This is a genomic window from Rubrobacter sp. M3-4 (assembly GCF_059772285.1).
Genome location: NZ_JCBAJP010000012.1, coordinates 1 through 26,707 on the forward strand (window position 1 = coordinate 1; position 26,707 = coordinate 26,707).

Below are 26,707 nucleotides of genomic sequence, written 5' to 3' on the forward strand. Positions count from 1 at the left end.
CCCGGGGCTCGTGCCGTACCTCTTCGCCGCCATGACGGCCGGCGGTTCGCTGCGGGCGGTACCCCTGCTCATCGAATCCGGCGAGAAGGACCTCCGGCAGAAGATGCTCCTGGAGGGCAAGAACAGTCGGGCGGTGCCGCTGTGCGTGGGGCTCAGCATCGCCGCCTTCCCGGCCGCGATGCTCTTGAGGGGATACCCGAAGAGCAGGGTCGCGGCCGCCTCGGCGAACGCGCTGATCCTCTTCTCGAGACGGGTGACGGCCGGCGGGATCCCAAAAGGACCCGGGAAGGCGAGGAAGCTCCTGAACCGCCTGCTCTACGACCGGTCCGAGGTCTGAAAAAGTGCGTTTCGCGGTGAGCCAGTTCACCACGATGCCGTGGAGCTTCGAGGAAGACCTGGACCGCTACGCCGCGCTCGGGGTCGAGGAGCTCGAGCTGTGCGAAGAGAAACTGGAGAGGGGCAGGGAGATCGAGCAGCTCGGCCTGTTGGAGGTGTATGGCATGAGACCGAGCTCGGTCCAGCCCGCCGTCCGCACGCTCTTTCCGAGCCGCATGCAGCCTGAGCCGCGGGAGATCGGAGAGCGCATCGAGAGGTTCAAGAGCACCGTAGAGCTCGTAGCCCCCTTCGCCCCCGGAGCCGCCTTCGTCTGCAACACCGGCCCCGCGCCGGGAGGCAACGTCGAGGCGGTGATCGAGACGACCATCCGGGAGTACCGGGCGCTGGCGGAGTTCGCCGCCGGGTACGGGGTCCGCGTCGCTCTCGAGCCCCTCAGCCCCCTCCTGATGAACGTCGAGAGCGCCATCTGGACGGTAGGGCAGGCGATGCGGGTGATCGAAGGGGTGGGGCGGCGGGAGAACTTCGGGTTGTGCCTTGACCTCTGGAACGTCTGGCAGGGTGCGGCGGTCGAGGATGAGATCTTTCGCGCCGGGGAGCGCATCTTCTGCGTGCACGTCAGCGACTGGAGGACGCCGCGCTCCTTCGAGGACCGCGAGGTGATAGGACGCGGCGAGATACCTTTTCCCCCGCTGCTCCAGGCGATACACCGTTCCGGCTTCGACGGTCCGTACACGCTCGAGATCTTCTCCCGCAACGTGCCCGGGGCGCTGTGGGAGGGGGATCTGGAAAAAGTGGTGATCGAGAGCAGGAAAGCCCTCGAAAAGATCTGGCGTGAGTCCGTCGTCGGACGGAGCTGAGCCGCCGCCCTCCTCTCTCATCCCCCCTTCGTCGTCCCGAACTCGTAGCGGTTGCGAAGCGCTATCTGAGAGAGTTCGGTCGCGGCGATGACGAACACGAGCACCCCGATGACGACCGGGGCCGGTCCGTGGACGGCGGCGATGGCGCCGCTGAGAATCACGCGCTCGATGACCATCGCCTTGTGCGCCGCGAGCGCCTGGGGACGCGTGAGGCGGTGGCGGTTGAGCAGGAGCAGGACGAAGACGGCGCAGGCGATGCAGAACGAGACGGCGAAGAGCCCCAGGGCCACGCTGCTGTGGTGGTAGTAGGAGAAGAGCAGGAGGGCGATCACCAGCCACACCAGCGCGAGCGCCGCGGAGATCCAGACGGAGCCCGCGACGCCGTAGACGACCGGCACCGTCCGGTATCCGGCCCGCCTGTCACCCTCGAGGTCCCTTATCGCGCCGACGAGGTTGGAGGAGGAGTCGTGAAAGAAGAAGAGCCCGAGGAGGGCCGCCACACCCCAGCCAGTCCCTGAGAGAGCCCCGACCGCCGCCCCGGAGAACAGCACGGTGAGCGCGGCGAGGAGCCCCCGGTCGAAGTTGCCCAGGATGGCCATCTTCTTGAAGGTCTTGGAATAGGCTATCCCGGAGACGGTGGTGACGACGGCTATGGCGAAGGAGACGGGGCTCAACACCAGCGCGAGGGCGTAGCCGAGCAGGATGTAGAAGACCATGAACGAGAACGCCTCGCGCGGCGAGACCCGGCCGGAAGGAACGGGCCGGTGGGGCTTGGCGATGGCGTCGAGGTCGCGGTCGTAGTAGTCGCCGGCGTACAGCCCGGCGATCCAGCCGAGGGTGGGCACGATGAAGCAGAGGGCGACGCGCCACCAGGAGGCCTCTCCACCGGAGAGGAAGAGCGCCGAGGCGAAACCGAGCATGCCGGCGTGGAACATCGTGTAGGGACGCATCATCTCCAGATGCGCCAGCAGCTTGGTGCGGAGGTTCATCCCTCGAGCACCCTCCTGCGGTAGCGGGAGAGCGCGATCAGGGGGTAGGTGAGCGCGTAGAAGGAGTTGGAGTAGGAGAGCGAGGCGTAGTAGAGCCCGATCACGGCCGGGTCCCATCCGCCGTCGGGACGCTGGCGGTCGATCAGCCACCTCACCCCGCGCTCTATCTCGCGCCGGTGGCGCGCCGGATCGTAGCGGAGCAGAGCACCCACCGCCCACGAGGTCTCCTCCGCCGTGGAGGGAGCCTCACCATGACCGTCGGACCAGCCACCGTCGTCGTTCTGGTGCGTCGCGAGCCAGCGCGCGGCCTTCTGCGCCATCTCGTCTTGGGCGAGCCCCAGGTCCACCAGTGCCTCCAGGACGTTCGCCGTGCCGCGGGTGTAGGCCCTGAACCACAGCGAATCGAAGCTCCCGTCCTCGTGCTGTTTCTCCCTCAGGTAGCGGAGCGCCCGCCTGGCGCTCCGGCCCTCCCTGACCTCTTTTTCCATCATCGAGAAGGCCGAGAGGATCTGGGAGGTTATGTATGGGTCGTCGTGGTCGAAGGGCATCCTGGAGTTGCGCACGAACGTGGGCCACGAGCCGTCTCTGTTCTGCATGGCGTAGCACCAGCTCAGCCCGAGCCTGATCGCCTCGTGGTCCGGAGGCACGCCCAGGAGCCTCAGAGCCTTCAGCGCGTAGGCGGTGTCGTCGGAATCCGGCCACCCCGCAGGGAGCGCCCAGGCCCATCCGCCGGGCGGCGAAGAGGTCGCGAAGAAAGGTTTTCTGAACTGGCCCGCGAGAAACCACCGCCTGAGCTCACCCGCGCGCGGGACCGGGCGCCCGGCCGCGTGGTAGGCGAAGACGGCCTGGGCCGAGTCGAAGTTCTCGAGGTCCCGGTCTATCGGCCAGGAGCCGTCCTCCCTCTGGCTCTCGCGGATGAAGGGCAGCGCCCGGCCCACGATGTCCGTCGCCCCCACCTCGGCCTGGGTGAGCGCGACCACGATGAGCGAGGTCAGGAAGGCCGACTCCTCGTAGGAACCGTTGGGTCCCTGCGCCTTCCTCAACCAGCCCAGGGCCTCCTTCGTCGCCCTGCGCTTCACCGGCTGCCAGAACCCGGGAGACGGCACGAACCGCTCGTGCATCATCGAGAGGCTCAGGAAGGCGGGGAAGGTGGTGGAGACCGTGCGCCGGATGCGGCGGGGCAGCAGGATCATCTCCGTCGGGAGCTTCCTTATCTCCTCCCAGCGGACGAACCCGCAGAGCGCCCAGAGCGAGCGGCAGGGACCGCTCAGGGTGACCCTGGACGGGTCGTTTATGGCCTCGAATCCCCCGTGCCGGTCCACCCACTCGCGCGCCGCGCGTATCTCCTCCTCGTACTCCCGCGGAGCACACATGGAGAGCACGGCGGCCGTGAGGCTGGTCGCGTTCATGTTGGAGGGGTCCACGACGCCATCCCCCCAACCCCCGTCCGGGTTCTGGTCGGCGGCGAGCCACCCGAGCCCACGCTCGACGGCCCCCTCCGGGGCTGCGTCCGGATGCAGGCTCAGGGCGAGGCAGGAGATGGCGGTGGCGAGGGCCGAGGAGGACATCTCGCCCACCCACGACCCGTCCGACCGACGGTGCGACTCGAGGAAATCGAAGGCTCTGTGCTGAGCGTCGACGAGCTCGTGGGGGAAGACCTTCTCCTCCATCAGCGCCCCTCCTTTCTCTCCGCCCGGCCGGTCTTCGACACGTACTCCAGGAGCTCCCGCATGCCACGGGCCTCCAACCCCGCTTCATCGAGCCTCCCGAGGGCGGCCCGACGAGCCTCCCTGGCGCGGGATTCGGCGGCCTCCTTCCCCAGGGTCCTGGTGAACACCCTGTCCCCATCCGGCACGCTGCCGTCGAGCTCCAGGGAGATCCTGTGGCAGATCCCCACGTTCCAGGCGTATCCGGAGACGGCATCGAGCTCCATCTGCGAGCCACCCGCGAGCGACGCCCCCATCTTCGCGGCGGCCGCGAAGAGCGTCCCCCACTTCAGATCGTAGACGGCCTCGGGGCTCTCCCCGTCCCGCTCACCTCCCAGGCCGATCGAGTGCCCGCCGATCATGCCCTCCGCGCCGGTCGAACGCGCCAGCTCCCGCACCGCCCCGAGAACCCTCTCCGGGGATCCGCTCTGGGCCCTGGTGAGCAACCCGAGGGCCTCCCCCCAGAACCCGTCCCCCGCGAGGATGGCGGTTGCCTGATCCACCGCCTCCAGGTAGGGCTCGAGCTCCGGCCGGAGCCGGCCGATCGCCGGGAGGGCATCGTGCACCATCGAGATGGTGTGCACGAATTCGACCGCGCCCGCCGCGGGCAGCGCCTCCTTCGCGTCCAGCCCGAGGTCCGAGGCGGCCTCGATGCAGACCAGCCCGTAGGTCCTCCCCTCGCCCCCGGCGAGCAGCGGCCAGCGCATCGCCTTCACCAGCCCGGAGAGCCTCCGCTCGCGCGAGAACTCGACCTTTTCGAGATATCCCTCCAGCATCGCCTCGTGCAAAAGGACTTCGCCGGAGCCCCCGTTCTCCTGGTAGACCCCGGCTCCTCCCGCTTCGTAAAACCGCTCCGCAGAAGACGCCAACAAACCCCCCTCTGCCGTCAGGGTGTATCAGGTTGAAAATGCTCTCACATCTTTAGCATAACCCGATTTTTTAAACATACCGTGAGTCCTCTGTAAAGTGTCGGTAAAGTCACCCTTCAAGCCGCACACCGCGGGATGTATAATTCCCGCAGTCGTTTTACCCGGCCTTCTCGCGAGGGGGACACACGGATGCTCAACTCGGGTCTCTTGACGAAGATCGCGGCCGCAGCCCTCATCGTGGCGTGTGCGTTCACGGCCAGGGTTGCCCTCGCGTATTTCGAGGGGGGCTCGCAGCCGCTCGGGATCCTGCAGGCGGCGATAGCGCAGACGATCTCCACCAGCTCCACCAGCTCCCCGGCAGGCACGACTTCGGGCGGGAACACCTTCTCCCCCGACACGAGGAGCCACTCCTCCTACGCCTCTCCTTCCCCCGTCACACGGGGCGGCACTTCTTCGAGCCCGGCGAGCGGCAGCGCGGCCTCCTCGCAGTACTCCACCCCGGCGACGAGCCAGTACGGGACGACGGGGACCAGGATCAGCTCCGGCGGCCCCCGTCTCGGTCCGGTACCGTTGATGTCCGACGGCAGGTGCCCGGTGGAATACCCCCTGCACAGGGGTGACGGCTGCTACAGGAGGTAGCCCCTACAGCGGCGGGAGGGTGTTGTACCTGTACGCCCTCGCGGTGAGCTCCTCGGCCCGCCTTATGTAACGCAGGGTCGTCTTCGGATCCGAGTGCCCGAGGAACTGCTGTATGACGAGCAGCGGGGCCTCGTTCATCGCCATGTTCGTCCCCACGGTGTGGCGGATCGAATGCGGGGAGATGGCCTTCGTGATCCCGGCCTCCCTCGCGTACTTCTTCACGATGTAGCGTACCGAGCGGGTCGTGAGCGGTTTGTCTTTGCCCTCCCTCGAAGGGAAGAGCGGCTTTCTTGCATCCGCCTGCGACACGAAGCTTCTCCCGCTCGAGAGCACGTAGCGCTGCACCAACGTCCAGAGCTCGGGAGAGACCGGGACGTTCCTGACCTTCCCCCCCTTGCCCTCCACGCGCACGAAGACCTGACCGTCGACCACCTCCCGGAAGTCCCCTATCTTCAGCCCTACGACCTCCGCCTCCCTGAGCCCGCAGGAGGCCAACACCGCGAGCATCACGTAGTCCCGCGGGTTGCGCCTCCGGGCCGCCTCGAACATCCGGGAGAGCTCGCTCTCGGTGAGCACGTTGTACGACGGGTCGTATACCACCCTCGGGCTCTTGGCGAAGAACTTGACGGCCTCCGGATTCACCCTCGTCACACCCGCCATGTACGCGAACGTCAGGAACCTGCGCACCACCGTGAGCTTCTTCGCCGCCGTCGCCGCAGGATACCGATCGAGCAACCGCTCCCTGTAGAGCGAGATGTCCTCCGCGCTCAGCTCCTCGATGGATCCCCGCCCGAGCTCCCCCTCGACGAAGCCCAGGAACAGCCTCACTTCTGTATTATAGGTCTTTTTGGTCTGGGGGCTGGAGAGGGTACGCAGGAAGAGGTCGACGAGGCGGCGGTGCTCGGGGTGGGTGTACGCACGTGGGGCGGGGAGGTTCTTCTCAGGGTTCATCGTAGGAGATGAGGGAGACCACGGGGTAAGGAGAGAGGCGGCTGCGGCCGTCGAGGAAGCGCAGCTCGATGAGGAAGGCGCAGGCGGCGACGACGCCACCGGCGTTCTCGACCAGCTCGCACATGGCGCGGGCGGTACCGCCGGTGGCGAGGAGGTCGTCGGTGACGAGGACGCGGGTCCCCGGGGGGATGGAGTCCGCGTGGGTCTCGAGCGCGTCGGTACCGTACTCCAGTTCGTATGAGGCCGAGATGGTCCGGCGGGGGAGCTTGTTCGGCTTGCGGGCGAGGATGAGACCCTTCCTGGCGCGGTAGGAGAGGGCGGTACCGAAGACGAACCCCCGGGCTTCGGCGGAGAGGATCCTGTCGTACTCGTAAGGTTCCGTGGCCTCGGCGAGCGCGTCCACGGCGGCGTGCAGGGCTTCGCCATCCTCGATTATCGGGGTGATGTCCTTGAAGGAGATGCCGGGGCGCGGGAAGTCCGGGACCGTCCGGATCCTGCGCTCCAGCTCCTCTATGGAGAGCCGGTTCAAGGCGCGAACGATTCTATGATGCTCGCCATCATGAGCTCCTTCAGGCGCGAGTCCATCCCCGCCAGGTGCCGTGCCTTGTGCATCGCCTCGGCGATACGGGCCTCGTCGCCGCTGCGCAGGTCCGGGTTGAGTATCTGCTTGAACATCGCGGCCTCCCGCTCGACGGCGGCCATGATCCCGCGCAGGTGGCGGGGTTGAATCCCGTACTTCGCCATCTCACGCGCCATGCGCACGATCTCCACGTCGCGCTGCCTGAGGTCGCCGTTCCTTCCGATGACGCCGAGGTTGATCAGCTCGTCCACGAAAGACGGCTCCACCTCGACGGCCTCGGCCAGCTCCTCCCGGGTGTAGGTACGGTCTTCGGAGACCCGGGGCAGTCCGTCCGGGGAGTCCTGGGAGGAGTAGAAGGGCTCCCCCCTGTCTATGCGTTCCTTGATGACCTTGAGCGGCAGGTACTCCTCGTCCTGCAGCTTCAGGATGTAGCGCAAAAGCTCGACGTCCCGCGGCGAGAAGAGCCTGTAACCACCACGGGTGCGCGAGAGCGAGAGCAGCCGCCGGCGTTCCAGGTAGCGTATCTTGCTCACCGAGAGCGTCGGAAACTCCGGCCGGAGCTTCTCGACCACTTCCCCGATGGTGTACCTGTCCCTGGTGGTCCCACCCTCCGATGTCATCTCTCCCCCATCGGACTAGGACGAGACGAACTTGAAGCGGTACTTGCCCACCTGTATCTCATCCCCGTTGCGCAGATCCACCTCATCGACCCTCACCCGGTTGACGTAAGTCCCGTTGAGCGACCCGACGTCCTTGATCGAGAAACCGTGATCGTTGCGCCTTATCTCGGCGTGCCGCCGGGAGACCGTGACGTCGTCGAGGAAGATGTCGCTGTTCGGGCTGCGCCCGACCGTCACCCGGTCTCCCCGGATGTCGTGCATCCGGCGCCCGGCGGTGCCCTCCACCTGGTCGAGCTCTATCAGCAGGGCCTCGCCGCGGCCCTCCGGCACCGGCTGAGAGAGCTCCTCCTCGTAGTCGGAGAAGCTCGGGGAATAGGAGACCGTCGCGTAACCCTCGGTCAGCGGTACGCCACATTCCCCACAGAACTTCATCTGCGGCAGAACCTCCGCGCCACAGTTGGGGCACCTGCTCAAAAAGCGTCTTCCTCCCGAAATCCCCTCTCCCTGAGCATCACCTCGGCCAGCTCCTCCGGCGTGAGCGCGGCCGCACCCCTGCGGACCAGCTCCGCCCGGATCGCGTCTATCCTGCCCTGGATGATCCGGCGCCGGTAGCTGATCCTCCGCTCCTCCTCGACCAGATCCCCGAGCAGCTCCTTGAGCTCGTCCGAGGGAGCCGAGGTCAGGTCAGGGAGCTGTTCGTCGAACTCTTCTTCCAACGGACCCCTTCTCGCGACGCCGGCCTCCTCGCACGAGGTGCAGTATAGCCTGAGATGAACCTGAAGTACAGTCTTAGGCGAACGTCACTCGTTGCGAATGAGATCCCGCACGAGCTCGACGTACTCCTGCATCAGCCGCTGGGGCCGGCCGCCGTCCTCTGCCTCCGCGTAGACGTAGAAGAGCGGGTTGTCCGGATCGGGGAGCATGAGCACCCACCCGCCGTCGAGGCTCAGCCTCACCCCGTCGGTGAGGATGGCGTCCGGGTCACCCCCGAAGCGTTCGGCGAGGCCCCGCATCACCCGGCCCTTGGCGGACCAGGGGCACTCCAGCCGCTCGCGCACCACCCCCCCGAAGCTCTCCCCGAACCTCCGGCGCACCGAGGAGAGCGGCTTCTCCCGGAAAGCCTCGAGCGCCCGGGCGAGCGTCATGAAGCAGTCGGAGGCCGGCAGGAACGAGGGGAAGATGTAGTGTCCATCGTCCGTGCCGGCGAGGTCGGCGTGATGCTCGGCCGCGGTGAGCGCGACGTTGCCGAGCCCCGTGCGGCTGAGAACGACCCTGCCGCCGGACTCCTCGACCAGGCGGGTGTACTCGCTGCTCAGGTTCACCGGCAGCACGACTAGGTTCGGCTCCAGAGCCACGATGAGGCAGGCGAGCATCACGTCGGGGGGTACGGGCTCCCCCTGATCGTCGACGAACCAGACGGCCTCTCCGGAGGGCTCGACGACGCATCCGAAGGCCGCCCCGACCGTGGGGACCATGTTACCGACCCGCTCGAGGCTCTCCTCGAGGTTCGGCCGGGGCACGCTCCCCACGACGTTCGCGTTGACGAACCCGGAGATCACGACGGCGTTCACGCCCAGCCGGGAGAAGACCCGGTTGGAGACGAGCCCGGCGACCCCGCCGGAGAAATCCACGACCATCGCGGATCCCGCGGTCTTGCCGCGGTCGGTGGCCCGCTCCAGGCGCTCGACGTACTGCTCGACGGCGCGGCCGGGGTAGATCAGCTCCCCTATATCCCCGTCGAAGGCCCGGCGGTACTCCTCGCGCACGAAGACCTTCTCGATGCCGCGCTGCTCGGACTCGCCCATCGGGGTCCCGTCCGAGGAGAAGAACAGGATCTCCACGTCGTCCGGATCCTCCCCCGAGCGTACGTGTGCCCCCGCGGAGGACTTGCCCGCCAGGACGTCGTGGCGCACCACCCCCGCATGCGCCGCCCGCAGGTCGCGCACGTTGACCCCCGTGGCGAGCAGCGCCGCCGTCATCGCCCGCTTGCAGGCCTGGGCGGCGAGTGAGGCGTCCCGCCCCAGGGTCACCACGGCCCCCGGGTCGAGGGTCGTCCCGAACGAGGAGGCGAGCCTGACGACGAACTCGGGGGTGAGGTCCACGTTGAACTTGCCCGAGACGATCCCGCCCTTGAAGATCGTGCGCAACCCCATCGTCTCGTAGATGAGGCTGTGGGTGACGTTCGCCCCGCTCTCGACGGTCTTGTGCGGGTAGATCTTGACCTCCGGGGCGATGGTCGCCCCCTCGCCGACGATGACGTCGTCCCCGAGCGCGCTGCGCTCCAGGATGCGCGCCCGGGCCTGGATGTACGAGGAGCGCCCGACCAGCGTGTCCTTCAGCTCGGCCCCCTCGCCGATGTAGGTCCCTTCGGCGATGATCGAACGCTCTATCGTCGCACCGGAGGAGATGACGACGTTGTCCCCGATCACCGAGTAGGGGCTGATCCTGGCACCCTCGTCGACGCGGGCGTTCTCGCCGATGACGACCGGGCCTTCGAGCTGCTCCTCGTCGACCTGCGCCCTTCTGCCGATGTACACGTTGCCCTTGAGCCTCGTGCCCGGCGGCCTGACGCCCTTCACCTTCCCGTCGAGGACGTCGCGCTGGGCGGAGGCGTACTGCTCGAGGGTGCCGATGTCCTCCCAGTAGTCGTCGGTGACGTAGCCGTAGAGCTTCCTTCCCTCCTCGAGCATCTTCGGGAAGAGCTCCTTGGAGAAGTCGTACTCCCCCTCCTTCTCCGGGTCCGGGATCTCGTCCATCACCGAGGCCTCGAGCAGGTAGATGCCGGTGTTGACCGTATCCGAGAAGACCTGCCCCCAGGCCGGCTTCTCCAGAAAGCGCGAGATGCGCCCGTCCTCCTCGGTTATCACGATCCCGAAGTCGAGCGGGTTCTCGACGCTCTTGAGGACCATCGTCGCCTCCGAACCCTTCTCTTCGTGGAAGGAGACGAGCGCGCTGAGGTCGGCGTCGGTGAGGGCGTCCCCGCTTATGACCAGGAAACGCTCCCCCCTGAGGTCGAGCTTGCGCTCGGCCATCTTCACCGAACCGGCCGTCCCGGCCGGCACGTCCTCGACCGAGTAGGAGATGTCGACCCCCCACCGCGATCCGTCGCCGAAGTAGTCCCTTATCTCGTCCGGCATGAACTGCAGCGTGACCACGATGTCCGTGAAGCCGTGCCGCTTGAGCAGGTTGACGATGTGCTCCATGCACGGCACGTTGGCTATCGGGATCATGGGTTTGGGCTGGTTGCTCGTCAGCGGCCGCAGACGGGTTCCCTGCCCGCCGGCCATTATCACGGCCTTCACCTTCTGCTCAACACCCCCTTGTAAGCCTCCCCGGCGCTGCCCTTCCGGGTCTTTTCGGAGACTCCTTCATCTTAACTTTAACCTCACCCGGCCCGTGGGGCCACCTTAAAACTCATCTGCTCGAGCGCAGCCTGATCCTGAAGCTCACCCCCCAGAGCCCGTAGCTCTCCCTGAAGGCGTTCTCGAGATAGCGGACGTAGCTGTCGGGAATGTCCTTCGGCCTGGTGGCGAAAAGGGTGAACTCCGGCGGCCGCTCACCGGTCTGCAGGGCGAAGCGCACCTTCACCCTCCGCGGCGGCGGGTTCTTCGCGGTGAGCTCCCGGACGAACTCCGCGACCTCGTGGGTCGGCACCCTCAGACCGTAGGCCCGGTGCAACCCGAGGGCGAGCTCGTACACCCCCTCGAGCCCGCTGCCTTCGAGCGCGGAGAGCGCCCTCACCGGCGGCTTGAGGTCGGTCATGCGTACCTCGAGCGTTCGTTCGATCTCTTTTATCCTCTCCTGCGAGACGAGGTCCCGCTTGTTGACCAGCACGCCGAAGGCCCTGCCGGCCTCCTGTACCTGGCGTGCGATCTGCAGGTCACCGGCGACGAGCCCCTCGACCGCATCCACGAGCAGGAGCGAGACCTCCGATCTGCGGATCGCCTCGGCGCTGCGCAGCGCGGAGTAGTACGGCACGCCTCGTGCCCTGCGCACGTTCCGGGTCACCCCCGCGGTGTCCAGCACCGAGAAGGTCTGCCCGTCGACCTCCAGCGTCCCCGCCACGACGTCGGTCGTCGTACCGGGCACCTCGGAGACGACGGCCCGCTCGGAGCCGAGCAGGCTGTTCAGCAGCGTACTCTTCCCGACGTTGGGACGGCCCACGATCGCGAGCTGCGGATGCTCGGGTTCTTCCGCGTCCGGGAGCTCCGGGAGCATCCCGACCACGACGTCGAGCAGGTCCCCCACCCCTATGCCGTGCAGCGCGGAGATCGGATGCGGCTCCCCCTCCCCCAGAGAGTAGAACCCGTAGCGATCGGCGTCGTTCTGCGGGTCGTCGAGCTTGTTCACGGCGAGCACGACCGTAGATCCCATCCGGCGCAGCTCCCTCGCGATCACCGCATCGGCCTCCGTCACCCCGGTGCGCGAGTCGGTCAGGTGTATGACCACATCGGCCTCTTCGGCCGCGATCCTGCTCTGCAACGTCACGAGCGCCTGCAGACCATCCGCCCCGTAGGGCTCCATGCCGCCGGTGTCGACGAGCACGAACTCCCTGCCGGCCCATTCGGCCTTCGTGTAGGTGCGGTCGCGTGTGGTGCCGGGCTCTTCTGCGACCACGGCCTGCCTGCGCCCGAGGACGCGGTTCACCAGCGTGCTCTTGCCCACGTTGGGGGCCCCGACGACCGCCACCACGGGAAGGCGACCGCTCAACGCCGCCTCCCCTCCGCCTCCCGCGGGAGCCGGTATATCTCGCGCAACAACTCATCCGCGGCCTTCTGGTACGCCTCGCGCCCCTTGAGATCCCGCGGTACGCTGATCGGCTCTCCGACGTAGGTGCGAAACCTCGCGCCCCGCAGCCGCGCGATCGGGCCGGGCACCGGCCCCAGATACACCGGCAGGATCTTCGCCCCGCCGCGCGCCGCGAGCATGATGGCTCCGCTCTTGGCTTCGCGCGAGACGCCCTTGGTGCGGTGGGTGCCCTCGGGGAAGATGCCGAGCGCCCACCCCTCTCCGAGCAGCCTGAGACCGGCCCGCAGCGCGCTGTGCCCCCCGGCCTGCCGGTCCACGGGGAACGCCCCGACGAACCGGAAGAACCCCCGGAAAGGGAAGACGAAGATTTCCTTCTTGGCCATCCACTGGATGCGCCGGGGGACCGCCATGCAGACGAAGAGGGGATCGAGATACCTGGTGTGGTTCGCCGCGACGATGAGCGGCCCGCTCCCCGGCGTCCGCTCCTCCCCCTCACACTCGAACCCCACGGCGATCCGGGCGGCCGTGACGACCATCCTCCTGAGCAGGCGGTACCTGCCCGACATCTCGACCCGCGGCATCCCCTCACCCCCCGGAAGGACCGCAGAGCCGACGGGCGAGGCCCATCACCTTCTCCACGACCTCCTCGAAACCCATGCCCGTCGTGTCCACTATCACCGCATCCGGCGCGGGCCTGAGCGGGGCGCTCTCCCGCTCGGTGTCCTGACGGTCGCGCAGCATGATCGCCTCACGGACCTCGTCCAGATCCGCCTCCCTGCCGCTCTGCAGAGCCCTGCGCCGGGCACGCTCCTCCGGAGAGGCGGAGAGGAAGATCTTCAGGTCGGCCTCGGGAAGGACCACCGTGCCTATGTCCCTCCCCTCGACCACGGCCCCACCCGCCCGCCGGGCCTCCTCCGCCGCCCGCCGCTGCACGGGCAGGAGCACCTCCCTGACACGGGGATGCGCCGAGACCTTCGAGGCGACGCCGGAGACCTCCGGGGCGTGCAGCTCTTCCCCGGAGATCCACCTCCCGTCGTACCTCACCCCCCCCGGCCCCAGCTCGAGCCTCCGGGCTATCCGGACCAGCCCCTCCTCGTCGGCGGGGTCCACCCCATCCTCGATCGCGACCAGCGCCACCGCCCGGTAGACCGCGCCGGTGCTGATGTCCGTCACACCGAGCCTGCGCGCCACCTCCCGCGCCACGGAGCTCTTGCCGCTCCCCGCCGGTCCGTCTATGGCAACCAGAAATCCACCCATATACGAACCGCAAGTATAACGGATGCCCCCGCCCCTAATCGCGCAGACCCTCCAGCAGCTCGAAATAACCGGGGAGCGTCTTCGCGACGCACGCAGGATCCTCTATGCGGATGCCCCCCGCCACGAGCCCCACAACCGCAAACGACATCGCCATCCTGTGGTCGTCGTAGGTGCGCACCAGAGCCCCACGTACCCCTCCCTTTGGTATTATGCGTAAACAATCTTCGCCTTCTTCGACCGGGACGCCGAGGCGGGAGAGTTCGCGGGCGACGGCGAAGACGCGGTCGGTCTCCTGGTGGCGGGTATGTCCGACGTTGGTGATGGTGGTGGGGCCGTCGGCGAAGGGTGCGATGGCGGCGAGGGTCATCATGGTATCGGAGATGTCCCCCATGTCGGCGTCGACCCCGCGCAGACGTTCTGGGCCCCGGACTTCGACCGCGCCGGCGTCGAAGGCGACCTGGCATCCCATACGCTCGAGGACGCGCACGAACCCGAGGTCGCCCTGCATGGCGTCGGGGGAGAGGCCGGGGACTCGGACGCGGCCCCCGGTCACCGCGGCGGCGGCGAAGAAGTAGGAGGCGGCCGAGGCGTCGGGCTCGACGGCGTAGTGGCGCGCCCGGTAGGTGCCGGGGGGGACGCGATATACCCCTCCCTCGCGCTCGACCATGGCGCCGAAGGAGCGCATCATGCGCGCCGTGATCTCGACGTAGGGCCTCGAGACCAGCCGACCGGACACCTCCAGCCGAAGGCCATCTCCGGCATAGGGAGCGGCGAGGAGCAGGCCGCTCAGGAACTGGCTGCTCTTCTCACCGGAGACGGTGGCCACGCTCCCGGGTATGCCACCGCCGCGGACGATCAGGGGGAAGCGGCCCTCGCGGTCCTCGTAGTCGACACGGACCCCGAGGGCGCGCAGGGAATCCACGAGGTCGGCAACGGGGCGCTCGCGCATCCTCGCCGTCCCGTCCACCCGGTAGGTGCCCCGGCCCAGAGCGAGGAAGGGAGGCAGGAACCGGGCGGCGGTCCCGGCATTGCCCACGAAGACGTCGGCCTCTTCGGCCGGGATCTCCCCGCCCAGCCCGACCACCTCGATTCTCCTCCCCGGCGCATCGGCGAAGACCTCGAACCCGAGATCCACGAGCGCCCGCATCAGCCAGAATGTATCGTCGGAGAAGAGCGGGTTGGAGATCACGGAACGCCCGGCGGCCAGCGCGGCCAGGATGAGCGCCCGGTTGGTTATGGATTTGGAGCCGGGCACCCGGACCTCTGCATCGGGGGGCTCCTTCAAGGGCATGATCTCCAGCTCCTGCGGAAACTCTCCGCGCACGTCCTCGACGCCGAAGTCCCGTCCGGGGACACCCCTCACCTCCCGCGCCACAGCCTCTTCACCTCCTCGTCGGTCAGCCTGCGGTATTCCCCCGGGGCCAGTTCCCCGAGCCGCACCGGCCCCACCCTCACACGCTCCAGGTGGACGAGGCGAAGCCCCACGGCCTCGCAGGCTCTGCGTATTATGCGTTTACGGCCTTCATGGATGGTGAGGTGGAGGACGGTGCGGCGCCGCCCACGCCGCAGACGGGAGACCTCCGGAGGAACCATCGGTCCGTCCTCGAGCTCGGGTCCCGAGGCGAGCGCGCGCAGGGCCTCTTCGTCGACCGGGTTCTGAAGGACGAGGCGGTACTCCTTCTCGATCTCGTAGGAGGGGTGCGCTATGCGGTGAGCGAGCCTTCCGTCGTTGGTCATGATGATCAGGCCGGTCGTATCCGCGTCGAGCCGGCCCACGGGGACGAGACCGGGAATGGAGGGGACGAGCTCCGCGACCGTCGGCCTGCCCCGCTCGTCGGAGAGGGTGGTGATGTAACCCGCCGGTTTGTTGAGCGCCAGGTAGGTCCTGGTCTCCGGCAGGCGGACGGGTCTCCCGTCGAGAGAGACGGCGTCTCCTTCGGAGACCTTCGTCCCCAGCCCGGCCACGCGCCCGTTGACCCTGACGCGGCCCGAGACGATGAGCGCCTCGGCCTTACGCCGGGAGGGGGCGGCGCCGCTGCGGGCCAGGTAAGCCTGCAGGCGCATCAGGGCTCCTTCGAGGCGTGATCCTTCAGGCGCTCGCGCACCCGGGCGAGCTCCTCCTCGCTCACCAGCTCCTCCAGCGGGGGAAAATCCTCCCGGCTCCCGGCTGAGGCCGCGATGAGGAAATCCTCGGTCACGTCCAGCAGCGCCGGTGCGCCCGGGCTCTCCTCGTCGGCGCCCACCTCCGCGAGGAGGTTGCGTTCGATCAGGTTGCGTACCACCGCGTCGGAGTTCACCCCCCGCACGGCGGAGATGGCGCCGCGCGTCATCGGCCCCAGGTAGAGCACGCAGGAGAGCACCTCGTAGGCGGCGCCGGAGAGCGGTGTGGGACGGGCCTCGCCGCGGAAACGTTCGATCGCCTCCGCGCACCGGGGGTTCGTCGCGAGCTGCCACCCCCCGGCCACACGCCGCAGGACCACCCCGGAGCTTCGGGCGTCGTACTTGTCGAGGAGGCGGGAGAGCGCCCGTTCCAGCCCGTCCCGGTCGAGCCCCGCCGACGAGAGGAGCACCTCTTCCTCCACCGGCCTCTCGCTCACCAGGAGTATGGCCTCGACCAGCGCCTCCGGTCCGGCTCCGTCCATCACGCCGGCATCACCCTCAGCTCCCCGAACGGCTCCTCCTGCAACAGACGCACCTCGCCCTCGGAGGCGAGCGAGACGGCCGCCGCGAACGTCAGCGCCCGGCCGACCCGGTCCATGCCGCGCACGAGCTCCTCGTAGGAGAGCGGCCGTCCACCACTCCCGGCGATGGCGCCCCGGATCACGGCGGCGAGCTCCTCCAGGCTGAGCGTTATCCGGTCGATGTGCGCCAGCGAAGGCTCCTCCAGCCTCGAGAACATGCGCCTCGTGGCCATCTCGAGCCTCCTGCGATCGACCCTCAGACGCCCCTTTCGTGGCTCGAGCGCATGCCCCGATGGATGATACCCCGCACCCTCTTCGAAGCGCCCTCTGAGATACTCCGCCCCCCTCCTGACCTTGAGGTAGAGGGAGAGCCGATCTGCGAGATCCTCCGCGGAGACCTCACCCTCCGTTCCGTCCGCCGGCTCCTCCATCGCCGGGAAGAGCGAGCGGCTCTTGAGCAGCACGAGCGCGGTGGCCGAACCGGCGAAGTCGGTGTCTCGCTCGAGGGTGTCCGCACCCACCTCATCCCTATCCCTAAGGTACAGGTCGACGAGCTCGTGCAGCGGCACCTCGAAGACCTCTAGTTCATGCCGGAGGATCAGCGCCAGGAGCCACTCGTAAGGTCCGGAGTAGACCTCTATCTCGACGCTGAAGTCCGAGAGCGGCCGGGAACGGATCATCTCACCTCCCGGTGAAGGGGCAAGACGGAGGAGATCGAGTGGTAATCCATACCGCAGGTTCTGGCCAGCGAACGGCTGACCACGCTCCCCTCGGCGAGCACCACCCCGGCCCTGAGGCCGGGGTCGGCGTTGAGCGCGTCGGTGAGGCCGAGCCCGGCGATGCTGCGTACGTAGGGGAGAAGGGCGTTGGAGAGGGCGTGGGTGGCGGTCACGGGGACGGTCGCGGGAACGTTCTTGACGCAGTAGTGGATCACGCCCTCCTCGACGAAGGTGGGGCTTTCGAGGGTGGTGGGGCGGGAGGTCTCCACGCATCCCCCGTAGTCGACGTCCACGTCGACTATGACGCTGCCGTCGTGCATGGCCGCCACCGTCCTGCGTCCGACCAGGTGCGGGGTTCTCGTTCCTGAGACGAAGACGGCCCCGATGAGCAGATCGGCGCGCGTGACGGCCTCTTCTATGTTCATGGCGTTCGCCGCGAGCGTCGTCACCCCGCCGAGGCCCGACTTCTCCATGCGCCGCAGGCGTTCGAGGTCCCGGTCCACGACGGTCACCTGCGCACCGAGACCGCTCGCGACCCTGGCGGCCACGGAGCCGACGATCCCGCAGCCCAGGACGACGACCCGCCCCGGCCGGACACCGGTCGCACCACCGAGCAGGATCCCGCGCCCCCCTTCGTTCTTCTGCAGGTAGCGCGCTCCGATCTGGGGCACGAGACGCCCGGCGATCTCGCTCATCGGCGTGAGCACCGGCAGACGCCCGCGGCGGTCGCGGATGCTCTCGAGGGCGATGGCGATGCAGCGCGAGCGGAGCAGGGCCTGCATCAGATCCGGGTTGACCGGGAGGGAGAGGAAGGCCAGCAGGATGAGATCCCTCCTCAGGTAGGAATACTCCTCGGGTGGCGGCCCCGAGACCCGGGCGATGAGCTCCGCTCCCTCGTAGACCGGAGCGGCCTCCTTCAGGATCCGGGCGCCGGCCTCCCGGTAGCGGGCATCCGGGATGCCCGCGCCCTCACCGGCCCCGCGTTCGACCAGCACGAGGTGCCCCACCCGGGTCAGCTCGTAGACGGCGTGCGGATCGAGCGCCACCCGCGTCTCGCCGGGAGCCCTCTCTCGCAAGATCCCGATCCTCAAAACCAGCCGTCCTCCCCGCTCTCGATGGAGAGCCTACCCCATCCGGAAGGGTCGGTCCATACCCCGACGACCTCCCAGCCGTCCCGCAGCAACGCCGGACGCAACTCGTCCAGCAGCGCGCCGACCCCCAGGCAGAGGTCGGGTCCGGCGCCCACGGGCACGAGCGAAGCGGCCTCCCGCGGGAGCAGACCGTGCCTGCTCAGCGATCGGGACAGCGCCCGGCGGCGGTCCGGGCTGAACACCCTCGCACCCGCGATGCGCTCCACCCCGAGCTCGAGCACCGCACCGGTGAGAGCGGCCAGGGAGTTCACCGCACGCAGCGTCCGGTCGAGCGATCGCGCGAGCTCGCGCCGGTAGAAAGAGCGCACCTCGCACGCCACACGGCCCGCCGTATCTGAGGTCATCCCGTACACCGCGTGGAAGCTGCCGCGGATCGGTGCGGGATCGAGGGCGGAAGCCAGGGCCGCGACCCCCTCACGCGGCGCCTCCTCCCAGCTCAGAGCGGCCCGCAGCAGGAAGGCCCCGGGAGTGCGGCTCACCACGGTGCCCGGCGGTTCCTCCGGCAGCAGGAGCACCCTCCCCTTCAGCGTCCGCCGCCCTCCCCGCTCCTGGCCACCTCCGGCGAGAGATCGCGCAGCTGGCCACAGGCCCTGACGAACCCCAGAAACAGCGGGTGCGGGCGCAGCGGCCGGCTCTTGAACTCCGGGTGGAACTGGCTCCCGATGAAGAAGGGGTGGTCGGGGATCTCGGCCAGTTCGACCAGACGCCCGTCCGGGGAGAGGCCGGAGAAGACCATCCCCGCCTCCTCCAGCGTCTCCCGGTAGGCGTTGTTCACCTCGTAGCGGTGGCGGTGGCGCTCCCCGATCGTGCCGCTCCCGTAGAGGGACTCGGCGAGCGTACCGGGGACTATCCGGCAGGGGTAGTGGCCGAGGCGCATCGTACCCCCCTTGTCGACGCCGACCTGATCGGCCATGATGTCTATGACCGGGTGCGGCGTGTCCTCGTCGAACTCCGTCGAATCTGCCCCTTTGAGCCCGGCCACGTTGCGGGCGAACTCGATGACCGCGACCTGCATCCCCAGACACAGCCCGAGGAAGGGTTTGCCGCTCTCGCGGGCGTAACGGACGGCCTCGATCTTGCCCTCCACCCCACGGCTGCCGAAGCCGGGAACGACGAGCACGCCGTCGGCATCCCCGAGCAGGTCTTCCGCCGCCCGCTGGTCCGTAATCTCCTCCGCGTCGATCCAGGCCAGATCGGGCTTGAGCCCGCAGGCCGCGCCCGCGTGCCCGAGCGCCTCGACGATGGAGATGTAGGCGTCCTGCAGCCGGGTGTACTTGCCGACTATCGCTATCTTCACGCTCTCTTCGAGGGAGGTCATCCGCTCCACCAGATCGCGCCAGCGGGCCAGGTTGGCGCGCGGGGCGGGCAGGCCGAGCTTCTCCAGGACCAGCTCGTCGAGACCCTCGTCGTGCAGGTCGAGCGGGATCGCGTAGAGCGAGGGGGCGTTGAGCGCCGGGATCACCGACTCGAAGTCCGCATCGCCGAAGAGCGCGATCTTGCGCCTTATCTCCTCGCTTATCGGGCGGTCGGCGCGGCAGATGATGATGTCCGGGGAGATGCCTATCTCGCGCAGCCGCTGAACGGAGTGCTGGGTCGGCTTGGTCTTCAGCTCCCCGGCGGCCTCGATGTAGGGGACGTAGGAGACGTGCACGTAGAGGACGTTCTTCCGGCCCACGTCGTTGCGGAACTGCCTTATCGCCTCCAGGAACGGCAGGCTCTCGATGTCCCCCACCGTGCCGCCGATCTCGGTGATGACGATGTCCTTGTCCTCGCCGAGGCGTCCGATCCTGCTCTTTATCTCGTTGGTTATGTGCGGGATCACCTGCACGGTCGCCCCCAGGTAGTCGCCCCGCCGCTCGCGCTGGATGACCTCCCAGTAGACGCTGCCGGTGGTGACGTTGGAGAGCCGGCCCAGGTTCTCGTCCAGAAACCGCTCGTAGTGGCCCAGGTCGAGGTCGGTCTCGGCCCCGTCCTCGGTGACGAAGACCTCCCCGTGCTGGTAGGGGTTCATCGTGCCCGGGTCGACGTTTATGTAGGGATCGAACTTCTGCAACGCCACCCTGTAGCCCCGGCTCTTGAGTAGCATCCCCAGGGAGGCGGCGCTCGTCCCCTTGCCTATGGAGGAGACCACCCCGCCGGTCACGAAGATGTACCTGGTATCGAAATCCGCCATCATCACCTCACAGCAGCAGTTTTCAACCGGCTTCCACGGCCGCCGGAGACCGGCCTCGCCCGCTTACAGAGAGAACAAGGACCACCACCCCACGGTGGACGCGAGATGGCCGCAGCAGAAGGGCCGTAGAGATCGCCGCCTTCGCATCGCCGTTCATGATAAGCCCCGTGGAGAAAAAATCAAAGTTCTAGCCGTCACGCCCGCCCGGGGCTGGATGAGCTAAAGTCTGAAGGCCGATGATGGTCTCGTGGCCAGAAAGCGGGGTTGCTGGATGAAAGAGGGGGAATTCCCCGTCGTCTTCGACGGTCACAACGACGTTCTGGAGCGGCTCGACGACCCGGCCGGCTTCTTCGAGCGCCGGGAAGAGGGACACCTGGACCTGCCGAGGGCGCGGGAGAGCGGCTTCGGGGGCGGGATGTTCGCGGTGTGGGTCCCGCCGCCGGAAGGGAAGGCTGCGCACGAGACGCTCGATCCTTCCTACGCGCTGCGGTACTCTCTCTCGGCCGCGGCCACACTGTTCAGGATCGAGGAGCTCTCCGAGGGGCAGGTCAGGATCGTCCGCAGCGCCGGAGAGACACGAAGCTGCATAAACGAGGGCATCCTCGCCGCCGTGCTCCACATGGAGGGGGCCGACGCCATAGACACGGACCTCGACGCGCTCCACGTGCTCCACCGCGCCGGGCTGCGCTCGCTTGGGATAGTCTGGAGCCGCCCCAACGCCTTCGCCGAGGGGGTGCGCGTGCGGTTCGGGAGCACGCCGGACACCGGGGCGGGCCTCACCGAGGCCGGGCGGCGCCTGGTCCGCGCCTGCAACGAGCTCGGCATCGTGATCGACGTCTCGCACCTGAACGAGCGCGGGTTCTGGGACGTGGCCGAACTGAGCGAGGCGCCGCTCGTCGCGACCCATTCCAACGCCCACGCCATCTGCCCCTCCCCGCGCAACCTCACCGACGCGCAGCTCGAGGCCATAGCCGCCTCGGACGGGATGGTCGGTCTGAACTTCGGGGTCCACTTCCTGCGCGAGGACGGCTCCGAGGATACCGATACCCCCATCGAGGTCATGGTCCGGCACATCGACCACCTGGTGGAGCACCTCGGCATGGAGAGGGTCGGCTTCGGCTCGGACTTCGACGGGATCCGCATCCCCGACGCCATCGGTGACGTGAGGGGCCTGCCCCGCCTCATGCAGGCGCTCCGGGAGCACGGCTACGGCGAGGAAGACCTCAAGAAGATCGCGCACGAGAACTGGCTGCGCGTCCTGCGCAAGACGTGGGGCCGCTGAGAGACCCTACTCCTCCTCGAGGAGCCGCGCGGCGTGGGCGAGGGAGGCGCCGTCGACCCTCCCGGAGAGCATCCGGGCGATCTCCCGCCTTCGCTCCTCCCCCTCGACCCGCACCGCCCGCGTGACCGTCCTCCCGTCCAGCTCCCCCTTGGAGACCACCACGTGGGATCCCGCCACCGAGGCTATCTGCGGCAGGTGCGTGATCGTGAGCACCTGGCAGCGCCGCCCGAGCTCCTCGAGCCTGCGGCCCACCGCGGTCGCCGTCTCGCCTCCGATCCCGGCGTCCACCTCGTCGAAGACGTAGCTCAGAGCGGGATCCTCCCGGCGCTGGGCGAGGCGGATGGCGAGCATGATCCTGGAGAGCTCGCCGCCGGAGGCGTAGCGCCTCACCGCGAGCTCCGGCTCCCCGGGGTTCGGCTGGACGACGAACTCCACCCGCTCCCGGCCCGAAGGACCGGCCTCCGCGGGCTCGAGCACCGCCCGGAAGACGCTCTGCCCCAGGTTCAGCCCCTCGAGGTTCTCCTGCACCCTCTGCGAGAGGGTTCGGGCGGCCTCCCTCCTGCCCTCCGAGAGCCTCCCCGCGAGCTCATCGAGCCGGGCCGCCCCCTCCTCTATCTCCCGCTCGAGGCCGGCCGTCTCGGCCTCGAAGTTCTCGAGCCTCGAGAGACGCTCCCTGGCCTCTTCGAGGTAACCCGGGACGTCCTCCCCGTACTTCCGCTCCAGCGAGCGCAGCTCCTCGAGGCGCGCCTCCACCTCCTCCAGCCTCGCCGGGTCGGCCTCCAGGTCGTTCGCGTAGGACCTCAGCTCGTAGAGCACGTCGTCCAGCTCCGCCGAGAGCCCGGAGAGCCTCCCGGCCAGCCCCGAGAGTTCCTCGTCGTGCCGGGAGGCCGACTCCAGCTCGCGGGCGGCCGAGGCCAGGGCCTCGCTCGCCCCTCCCTCCTCCGAAGAGAGCGCCGCGGCCGCCGCCGAGACGGAGCCCGCGAGCTCGGCCACGTTGCGCAGCCGGCGCTGCTCACGCCTGAGCTCCTCCACCTCCCGCGCGTTGTAGCCCGATTCTTCGATCTCCGAGATCTGGTAGCGCAGGAAGTCCAGCTCCCTCAGGCGCGCCTCCTCGGACCCTTTGAGATCTTCGAGCTGGCGGCGCTTTCTCTCCACCTCGGTCCAGAGCGCCGCGTGCTCCTCCCTCGCCCGGCGCGTCCCTTCGTCCAGGAAGTCGTCGAGGATCGCGAGCTGCTCCGAGGGATCGGAGAGCCTCGCCTGCTCCCGCTGGCCGTGGTAGGAGACCAGCCGTCCGCCCAGCGCGGCCAGCACCCGCACCGGTACCGAGACCCCGCACACGTAGCAGCGGGATCGCCCGTCCGGCGTGATCGTCCGCCGCAGCACGATCCCGTCCTCCGGCTCGATCTCCTCCGCCAGATCCCCGAGCGTCTCCCGGAGGATCCCCTCCGCCAGATCCCCGGGAAGCCCGAATTCCCCCTCGATCGTGGCCCTCTGCGCCCCGGCGCGCACCGTCTCGGCCCGGGCCCGTGCGCCGAGAAGCAGCTGCAGCGCCGTCGCCAGGAGCGTCTTCCCGGTGCCCGTCTCCCCCGTGATCACGTTCAGCCCGGGCTCGAACTCCAGGCTCACCCTCTCTATCAGGGCGACGTTCTCTACGGAGAGCCGCGAAAGCACTACAAGAAGGTCCTCCTCACCGCCCGCCACCACGTCCACCCGCCGGTGCGGGCTATCCTGACGCTCTCCTTCGAGAGCCGCACCCTCACGCTCTCCCCCGGCGAGATCTCGCGCGGCTCGGCCCCGTCGAGCGAGAGCAGGGCCTTCCGTTCGACCAGCCTGAGCTCGACGGTCTGCTTCTCGCCCAGGACCAGCGGCCGGCTCACCAGCGCGTGCGGGGCTATCGGGACCAGCACGTAACACTGGGCGTCGTTCGAGACGATCGGCCCCCCCGCCGAGAGCGCGTACGCCGTGGACCCGAGCGGGGTGGCCGCGATGAACCCGTCGCAGCGGAAGGCGAAGAGCTCCTCCCCCCCCACCGAGACGTCGACCGAGATGATCTGGTGCGTCCTCTGCTTGACGAGCACGGCGTCGTTGGCGGCGAGGCTCGTCGCCGCCTCCTCCCCGACCCGCACCTCGAGCATCCGGTAGTCCTGGATGTGCAGCCCGCCTCCCGTGGCCTGCTCGACGCCGGATTCGATCTCCTCGGGGAGCATCCCGCTCATGAAACCCACCTTGCCCAGGTTCACCCCGAGCAGCACCCTCCCCGGGAAGATCCGCGAGGCCCTGAGCATGGTCCCGTCCCCCCCGAGGACGAAGACGAGGTCGGGGTCGGCGTCCACCGGATACCCGGGTCCCCCGTCCGCCTCGACGACCTTCTCGATCTCGACCTTCTCCTTCTCCAGGGCGGCCACCAGCCGCTCGAAGTAGCCGCCGCTGACCTCCGGGTTGCGCACGATCCCGACCCTTCTCACCTCATTCACCGGCGACCACCTCCCGGATGCGCCCTTCTCCCAGCGCGCTCCCCGCCCCCCTCACGAGGTGCATCGGGTACTCGCCGTTGCCGGCGCGTCTCCCGGCGACCGGCGCCCGCATCAGATCCCGCGCCCCGAACCCCAAAGACCCCATCGCCTCCGCCACCCCAAGCACGGCCCGCAGGCGGACTTCGGGGTCCCTCACGAGCCCCCCGCGCCCGACCCCCTCCGGACCGGCCTCGAACTGAGGCTTGACCAGGACGACGGCCTCCTCGATCAAGGGCGTGCTCGAGAGGAGCCCGGCGAGCGCCACCTCGAGCGGGATGAAAGAGAGGTCCGCAACGAGAAGCCGTGGAGGGAAGGGGAGATCCCCGCCGGAGAGGTGGCGCACGTTCGTCCCCTCCATGTAGAAGACCCTCCCGTCCCGCGCGAGCGAAGGGTGCAGCTGCCCGTGTCCGACGTCCACCGCGATCACCCGCCGGGCCCCCCGCCGCAGCAGGACCTCCGTGAAACCACCCCGCGAGCACCCGGCGTCCAGGCAATCCAGCCCCTCGACGGTGAGGCCGAACCGCTCGAGCGCCGCCTCGAGCTTCGCCGCCGCGCGCGAGACGTAGCGGCCGGCGCCCTCCTCGACGGAGATCTCCTCGTCCTCGCGCACCCGCCGGCCGGGCTTCCCGAGCACCTCTCCACGCACCCGGACGGCCCCCGAGAGCACCATCTCCCGCGCCCGGCTCCCGCCCGGGGCGAGCCCGCGCTCGACCAGCAGGCGGTCGAGGCGCACCATCCTCACCCTCGCATCACCTCTCGGCTCAACTCTCCCGGTGTCGGACGAACATCGCCATCTCCCGCAGCCCGGAGACGTCCCCACCGATCCGGCCGAGCGCCGCGAGCGCTCGCTCGGTGGCGGCATCCGCCTCCCGCCGCGCCCCCTCCACGCCGAAGACGCTCACGAACGTCGCCTTACCCCGCTCGGCGTCGCTGCCGGCGCTCTTGCCGAGCTTCTCGGCGGTCGAGGTGGCGTTGAGCACGTCGTCGACGATCTGGAAGCAGAGCCCGAGCTCGAGCGCGTACTCCGAGATCGCGGCCTGCTCCTCCGCAGAGGCGCCGGCGAGGATCGCCCCGATGCGCGCCGAGGATTTGATCAGGGCGCCGGTCTTGTAGCGGTGGATCATGTAGAGCGTCTCGGTGTCGACCTCGGATCCGACCCCGGTGAAGTTTATGTCCAGAACCTGCCCGCCGACCATCCCCTCGACACCGGTCGAGGCGGCGAGCTCGCGCACCACCTCCAGCACCTGCTCCGGGGTGCCTTTCTGGTGGACCGTGATCAGGGTGAGCGCCTCGCCGAAGAAGGCGTCCCCGGCGAGGATCGCCATCGCCTCGCCGTACTTCCTGTGCACCGTCGGGCGCCCGCGCCGGAAGTCGTCGTCGTCCATCGCCGGCAGGTCGTCGTGGATCAGCGAGTAGGTGTGGATGAGCTCTATCGCGGCCGCAGACGGCAGCACCAGCTCCGGGTCGGCCCCGAAGACCCACGCCGACTCCATGCAGAGCGTGGGACGTACGCGCTTGCCGCCGGAGAGCATCGCGTAGCGCATCGCCTCGACCAGCGGACCGAGCGCCGGGTTCTGCGAGAAGCGCAGCCCGTGCAGGTACTCCTCGAACCTCTCGCGGTGGCTCTCCCACCGCAGCATGCTATCCATGCTCGACCAGCCTTCCGGCCCCCCGCAGGACCCCCCCGACGAAGGCCGGCGCCTCCTCTCCGGAGAACCCCTTGGCCAGCTCCTTCGCCTCCGCGACCGCGACCTCGAAGGGGACGTCCTCGACGTGGAGTATCTCGTAGAGCGAGAGGCGCAGTATCGTGCGGTCCACGGCGTTCATCCTCCAGACCGGCCATCCTTCCGAGGCGGCCTCGAGCCTCTCGTCGAGCAGCGCCCGCCTCTCGTCCACCCCGTGGATGAGACGGCGGGCGTAGGGGTCGAGCTCTCCCTTGAACAGGGTCCAGCGGGCCATGAGCTTCTCGACGGGCTCGCCGGTCACGTCGCTCTGGTAGAGCACCATGAATGCCTGCTTGCGTGCCCTCCTGCGGCTCATACCCGGGTCAGATACTCTCTGGTGCGGGTGTCGACCCTCACCCGGTCACCCTCGCTGATGAAGAGCGGGACCTGCACGACGAGCCCGGTCTCCAGCGTCGCCGGCTTGCTCCCGCCCGTGGCCGTGTCCCCCTTGACGCCGGGGTCGGTCTGAGTGACCTCCAGGTCGACGTGGGCCGGGGGCTGCACGCTCACGACCTCCCCGTCGGCGTAGAGCACGCTCACCGTGCCGTTGGGCACGATGTAGTTGACCGCGTCCCCGACGACATCCAGCGGGATCGCGACCTGCTCGAAGGTCTCGAGGTCCATGAAGTAGAAGAGGTCCCCGTCCCGGTAGAGGTACTGCATCTCCTTGGACTCGGTCCTTATGTCCTCGACCTTCTCCCCGGCCCGGAAGGTCTTCTCTATGACCGCCCCGGTGTCCATGTTGCGCAGGCGCGTCCTGACGAAGGCCCCCCCCTTGCCGGGCTTCACGTGCTGGAAGTAGAGGATCGTGAACCTCTTGCCGTCCACCTTTATCGCCGATCCGTTCTTGAACTGGTTCGTGGATATCATACGCAGATCACCTCGCACGCATCTTCAGCCACACATAGAGA

General features: G+C 68.5%; 29 protein-coding genes. 4 read left to right on the top strand and 25 right to left on the bottom strand.

Annotated features, from left to right (window positions below):
* Both AC6EKW_RS12350 and AC6EKW_RS12355 read left to right on the top strand, forming a co-directional pair.
* Positions 1-337 (top strand): hypothetical protein (locus tag AC6EKW_RS12350; protein WP_498514539.1); only part of this gene is annotated, 337 nt, incomplete at its 5' end.
* Positions 338-353: 16 nt separating this feature from the next.
* Positions 354-1,193 carry a sugar phosphate isomerase/epimerase family protein gene (locus AC6EKW_RS12355; protein WP_498514540.1) on the top strand — a complete coding sequence of 280 codons (840 nt, stop codon included), beginning with the start codon at positions 354-356 and terminating at the stop codon, positions 1,191-1,193.
* A 17-nt stretch (positions 1,194-1,210) separates the two neighbouring features.
* Here the strand turns inward: AC6EKW_RS12355 and AC6EKW_RS12360 are convergent, their stop codons facing one another.
* Genes AC6EKW_RS12360 through AC6EKW_RS12370 form a run of 3 tightly spaced genes read right to left on the bottom strand, consistent with a single transcriptional unit; the run spans position 1,211 to position 4,757 of the window.
* Complete coding sequence (locus tag AC6EKW_RS12360; RefSeq protein WP_273889091.1) at positions 1,211-2,182, bottom strand: UbiA family prenyltransferase; 972 nt, start codon at positions 2,180-2,182, stop codon at positions 1,211-1,213.
* Positions 2,179-3,852: a prenyltransferase/squalene oxidase repeat-containing protein gene (locus tag AC6EKW_RS12365; protein WP_498514541.1), complete on the bottom strand. Its 1,674-nt coding sequence runs from the start codon at positions 3,850-3,852 to the stop codon at positions 2,179-2,181. Before AC6EKW_RS12365 ends, AC6EKW_RS12360 begins: the two co-directional genes overlap by 4 nt.
* On the bottom strand, positions 3,852-4,757 hold the full coding sequence (locus tag AC6EKW_RS12370) for a polyprenyl synthetase family protein (protein WP_273889093.1): 906 nt from the start codon (positions 4,755-4,757) through the stop codon (positions 3,852-3,854). The genes AC6EKW_RS12365 and AC6EKW_RS12370 overlap by 1 nt, the downstream gene beginning before the upstream one ends.
* A 189-nt stretch (positions 4,758-4,946) precedes the next feature.
* Here AC6EKW_RS12370 and AC6EKW_RS12375 point away from each other — a divergent pair, with 189 nt between their 5' ends.
* The gene (locus AC6EKW_RS12375) at positions 4,947-5,396 is read left to right on the top strand and encodes a hypothetical protein (protein ID WP_273889094.1); all 450 of its coding nucleotides are present in this window, start codon (positions 4,947-4,949) and stop codon (positions 5,394-5,396) included.
* A 3-nt stretch (positions 5,397-5,399) separates the two neighbouring features.
* Here AC6EKW_RS12375 and AC6EKW_RS12380 read toward each other — a convergent pair whose 3' ends face one another.
* The 16 genes from AC6EKW_RS12380 to pyrG all read right to left on the bottom strand — a co-directional run bounded on the left by AC6EKW_RS12380 (position 5,400) and on the right by pyrG (position 20,280).
* Positions 5,400-6,347 (bottom strand): tyrosine-type recombinase/integrase, encoded by a 948-nt coding sequence (locus AC6EKW_RS12380; RefSeq protein WP_273889095.1) that lies wholly within the window; start codon positions 6,345-6,347, stop codon positions 5,400-5,402.
* A complete protein-coding gene (locus tag AC6EKW_RS12385; RefSeq protein WP_273889096.1) occupies positions 6,337-6,876 on the bottom strand; it encodes an adenine phosphoribosyltransferase in 540 nt (179 codons plus the stop codon). Before AC6EKW_RS12385 ends, AC6EKW_RS12380 begins: the two co-directional genes overlap by 11 nt.
* Positions 6,873-7,547 carry a transcriptional regulator FtsR gene (ftsR, locus tag AC6EKW_RS12390; protein WP_273889097.1) on the bottom strand — a complete coding sequence of 225 codons (675 nt, stop codon included), beginning with the start codon at positions 7,545-7,547 and terminating at the stop codon, positions 6,873-6,875. The genes AC6EKW_RS12385 and ftsR overlap by 4 nt, the downstream gene beginning before the upstream one ends.
* Positions 7,548-7,562: 15 nt before the next feature.
* Positions 7,563-8,021 carry a double zinc ribbon and FHA domain-containing protein gene (locus AC6EKW_RS12395; RefSeq protein ID WP_337958776.1) on the bottom strand — a complete coding sequence of 153 codons (459 nt, stop codon included), beginning with the start codon at positions 8,019-8,021 and terminating at the stop codon, positions 7,563-7,565.
* Positions 8,018-8,263, bottom strand: a complete 246-nt coding sequence (locus AC6EKW_RS12400; RefSeq protein WP_273889099.1) for an RsiG family protein — start codon at positions 8,261-8,263, stop codon at positions 8,018-8,020. The genes AC6EKW_RS12395 and AC6EKW_RS12400 overlap by 4 nt, the downstream gene beginning before the upstream one ends.
* Positions 8,264-8,347: 84 nt before the next feature.
* Positions 8,348-10,849: a sugar phosphate nucleotidyltransferase gene (locus AC6EKW_RS12405; protein ID WP_273889100.1), complete on the bottom strand. Its 2,502-nt coding sequence runs from the start codon at positions 10,847-10,849 to the stop codon at positions 8,348-8,350.
* Between the two features lie 112 nt (positions 10,850-10,961).
* A complete protein-coding gene (der, locus tag AC6EKW_RS12410) occupies positions 10,962-12,257 on the bottom strand; it encodes a ribosome biogenesis GTPase Der (RefSeq protein ID WP_498514542.1) in 1,296 nt (431 codons plus the stop codon).
* Positions 12,254-12,877 carry a lysophospholipid acyltransferase family protein gene (locus AC6EKW_RS12415; protein ID WP_498514543.1) on the bottom strand — a complete coding sequence of 208 codons (624 nt, stop codon included), beginning with the start codon at positions 12,875-12,877 and terminating at the stop codon, positions 12,254-12,256. The genes der and AC6EKW_RS12415 overlap by 4 nt, the downstream gene beginning before the upstream one ends.
* 4 nt (positions 12,878-12,881) lie before the next feature.
* Positions 12,882-13,553, bottom strand: a complete 672-nt coding sequence (gene cmk / locus AC6EKW_RS12420; protein WP_498514544.1) for a (d)CMP kinase — start codon at positions 13,551-13,553, stop codon at positions 12,882-12,884.
* 34 nt (positions 13,554-13,587) lie between these two features.
* Positions 13,588-14,928 carry a 3-phosphoshikimate 1-carboxyvinyltransferase gene (aroA, locus tag AC6EKW_RS12425; protein WP_498514545.1) on the bottom strand — a complete coding sequence of 447 codons (1,341 nt, stop codon included), beginning with the start codon at positions 14,926-14,928 and terminating at the stop codon, positions 13,588-13,590.
* Positions 14,913-15,617, bottom strand: a complete 705-nt coding sequence (locus AC6EKW_RS12430; protein ID WP_498514546.1) for a pseudouridine synthase — start codon at positions 15,615-15,617, stop codon at positions 14,913-14,915. Before AC6EKW_RS12430 ends, aroA begins: the two co-directional genes overlap by 16 nt.
* The gene (gene scpB / locus AC6EKW_RS12435) at positions 15,617-16,195 is read right to left on the bottom strand and encodes an SMC-Scp complex subunit ScpB (protein WP_273889106.1); all 579 of its coding nucleotides are present in this window, start codon (positions 16,193-16,195) and stop codon (positions 15,617-15,619) included. Before scpB ends, AC6EKW_RS12430 begins: the two co-directional genes overlap by 1 nt.
* Complete coding sequence (locus AC6EKW_RS12440; RefSeq protein WP_273889107.1) at positions 16,195-16,914, bottom strand: segregation and condensation protein A; 720 nt, start codon at positions 16,912-16,914, stop codon at positions 16,195-16,197. Before AC6EKW_RS12440 ends, scpB begins: the two co-directional genes overlap by 1 nt.
* Positions 16,911-18,029 carry an alanine dehydrogenase gene (gene ald, locus AC6EKW_RS12445; protein ID WP_498514547.1) on the bottom strand — a complete coding sequence of 373 codons (1,119 nt, stop codon included), beginning with the start codon at positions 18,027-18,029 and terminating at the stop codon, positions 16,911-16,913. Before ald ends, AC6EKW_RS12440 begins: the two co-directional genes overlap by 4 nt.
* An 11-nt stretch (positions 18,030-18,040) precedes the next feature.
* On the bottom strand, positions 18,041-18,619 hold the full coding sequence (locus tag AC6EKW_RS12450; protein ID WP_498514548.1) for a hypothetical protein: 579 nt from the start codon (positions 18,617-18,619) through the stop codon (positions 18,041-18,043).
* Positions 18,620-18,627: 8 nt separating this feature from the next.
* Positions 18,628-20,280, bottom strand: coding sequence for a CTP synthase (pyrG, locus tag AC6EKW_RS12455; protein WP_498514549.1), 1,653 nt, complete (start codon positions 20,278-20,280; stop codon positions 18,628-18,630).
* 268 nt (positions 20,281-20,548) lie between these two features.
* Here pyrG and AC6EKW_RS12460 point away from each other — a divergent pair, with 268 nt between their 5' ends.
* Complete coding sequence (locus tag AC6EKW_RS12460) at positions 20,549-21,559, top strand: dipeptidase (RefSeq protein ID WP_498514550.1); 1,011 nt, start codon at positions 20,549-20,551, stop codon at positions 21,557-21,559.
* A 6-nt stretch (positions 21,560-21,565) separates the two neighbouring features.
* On the opposite strand, the gene recN is transcribed toward AC6EKW_RS12460, so the two are convergent.
* The 6 genes from recN to efp are packed head-to-tail and all read right to left on the bottom strand — an operon-like array spanning position 21,566 to position 26,666.
* Positions 21,566-23,269, bottom strand: coding sequence for a DNA repair protein RecN (recN, locus tag AC6EKW_RS12465; protein ID WP_498514551.1), 1,704 nt, complete (start codon positions 23,267-23,269; stop codon positions 21,566-21,568).
* Entirely contained in the window at positions 23,230-24,033 is an 804-nt protein-coding gene (locus tag AC6EKW_RS12470) for an NAD(+)/NADH kinase (protein WP_498514552.1), read from the bottom strand. Before AC6EKW_RS12470 ends, recN begins: the two co-directional genes overlap by 40 nt.
* Positions 24,026-24,808 carry a TlyA family RNA methyltransferase gene (locus tag AC6EKW_RS12475; RefSeq protein WP_498514596.1) on the bottom strand — a complete coding sequence of 261 codons (783 nt, stop codon included), beginning with the start codon at positions 24,806-24,808 and terminating at the stop codon, positions 24,026-24,028. Before AC6EKW_RS12475 ends, AC6EKW_RS12470 begins: the two co-directional genes overlap by 8 nt.
* 25 nt (positions 24,809-24,833) lie before the next feature.
* On the bottom strand, positions 24,834-25,721 hold the full coding sequence (locus AC6EKW_RS12480) for a polyprenyl synthetase family protein (protein WP_498514553.1): 888 nt from the start codon (positions 25,719-25,721) through the stop codon (positions 24,834-24,836).
* A complete protein-coding gene (gene nusB, locus AC6EKW_RS12485) occupies positions 25,714-26,112 on the bottom strand; it encodes a transcription antitermination factor NusB (RefSeq protein WP_273889115.1) in 399 nt (132 codons plus the stop codon). Before nusB ends, AC6EKW_RS12480 begins: the two co-directional genes overlap by 8 nt.
* On the bottom strand, positions 26,109-26,666 hold the full coding sequence (efp, locus tag AC6EKW_RS12490) for an elongation factor P (protein WP_273889116.1): 558 nt from the start codon (positions 26,664-26,666) through the stop codon (positions 26,109-26,111). Before efp ends, nusB begins: the two co-directional genes overlap by 4 nt.
* Positions 26,667-26,707 lie beyond the last annotated feature (41 nt).

Bases quoted from the DNA above. Each gene is read 5' to 3' on its own strand.
- AC6EKW_RS12360 (WP_273889091.1), bottom strand. From the start codon at position 2,182: ATGAACCTCCGCACCAAGCTGCTGGCGCATCTGGAGATGATGCGTCCC.
- AC6EKW_RS12365 (WP_498514541.1), bottom strand. From the start codon at position 3,852: ATGGAGGAGAAGGTCTTCCCCCACGAGCTCGTCGACGCTCAGCACAGA.
- AC6EKW_RS12375 (WP_273889094.1), top strand. From the start codon at position 4,947: ATGCTCAACTCGGGTCTCTTGACGAAGATCGCGGCCGCAGCCCTCATC.
- AC6EKW_RS12380 (WP_273889095.1), bottom strand. From the start codon at position 6,347: ATGAACCCTGAGAAGAACCTCCCCGCCCCACGTGCGTACACCCACCCC.
- ftsR (WP_273889097.1), bottom strand. From the start codon at position 7,547: ATGACATCGGAGGGTGGGACCACCAGGGACAGGTACACCATCGGGGAA.
- AC6EKW_RS12415 (WP_498514543.1), bottom strand. From the start codon at position 12,877: ATGCCGCGGGTCGAGATGTCGGGCAGGTACCGCCTGCTCAGGAGGATG.
- cmk (WP_498514544.1), bottom strand. From the start codon at position 13,553: ATGGGTGGATTTCTGGTTGCCATAGACGGACCGGCGGGGAGCGGCAAG.
- AC6EKW_RS12430 (WP_498514546.1), bottom strand. From the start codon at position 15,617: ATGCGCCTGCAGGCTTACCTGGCCCGCAGCGGCGCCGCCCCCTCCCGG.
- scpB (WP_273889106.1), bottom strand. From the start codon at position 16,195: ATGGACGGAGCCGGACCGGAGGCGCTGGTCGAGGCCATACTCCTGGTG.
- AC6EKW_RS12440 (WP_273889107.1), bottom strand. From the start codon at position 16,914: ATGATCCGTTCCCGGCCGCTCTCGGACTTCAGCGTCGAGATAGAGGTC.
- pyrG (WP_498514549.1), bottom strand. From the start codon at position 20,280: ATGATGGCGGATTTCGATACCAGGTACATCTTCGTGACCGGCGGGGTG.
- AC6EKW_RS12460 (WP_498514550.1), top strand. From the start codon at position 20,549: ATGAAAGAGGGGGAATTCCCCGTCGTCTTCGACGGTCACAACGACGTT.
- AC6EKW_RS12475 (WP_498514596.1), bottom strand. From the start codon at position 24,808: ATGGTGCGCCTCGACCGCCTGCTGGTCGAGCGCGGGCTCGCCCCGGGC.
- AC6EKW_RS12480 (WP_498514553.1), bottom strand. From the start codon at position 25,721: ATGGATAGCATGCTGCGGTGGGAGAGCCACCGCGAGAGGTTCGAGGAG.
- nusB (WP_273889115.1), bottom strand. From the start codon at position 26,112: ATGAGCCGCAGGAGGGCACGCAAGCAGGCATTCATGGTGCTCTACCAG.
- efp (WP_273889116.1), bottom strand. From the start codon at position 26,666: ATGATATCCACGAACCAGTTCAAGAACGGATCGGCGATAAAGGTGGAC.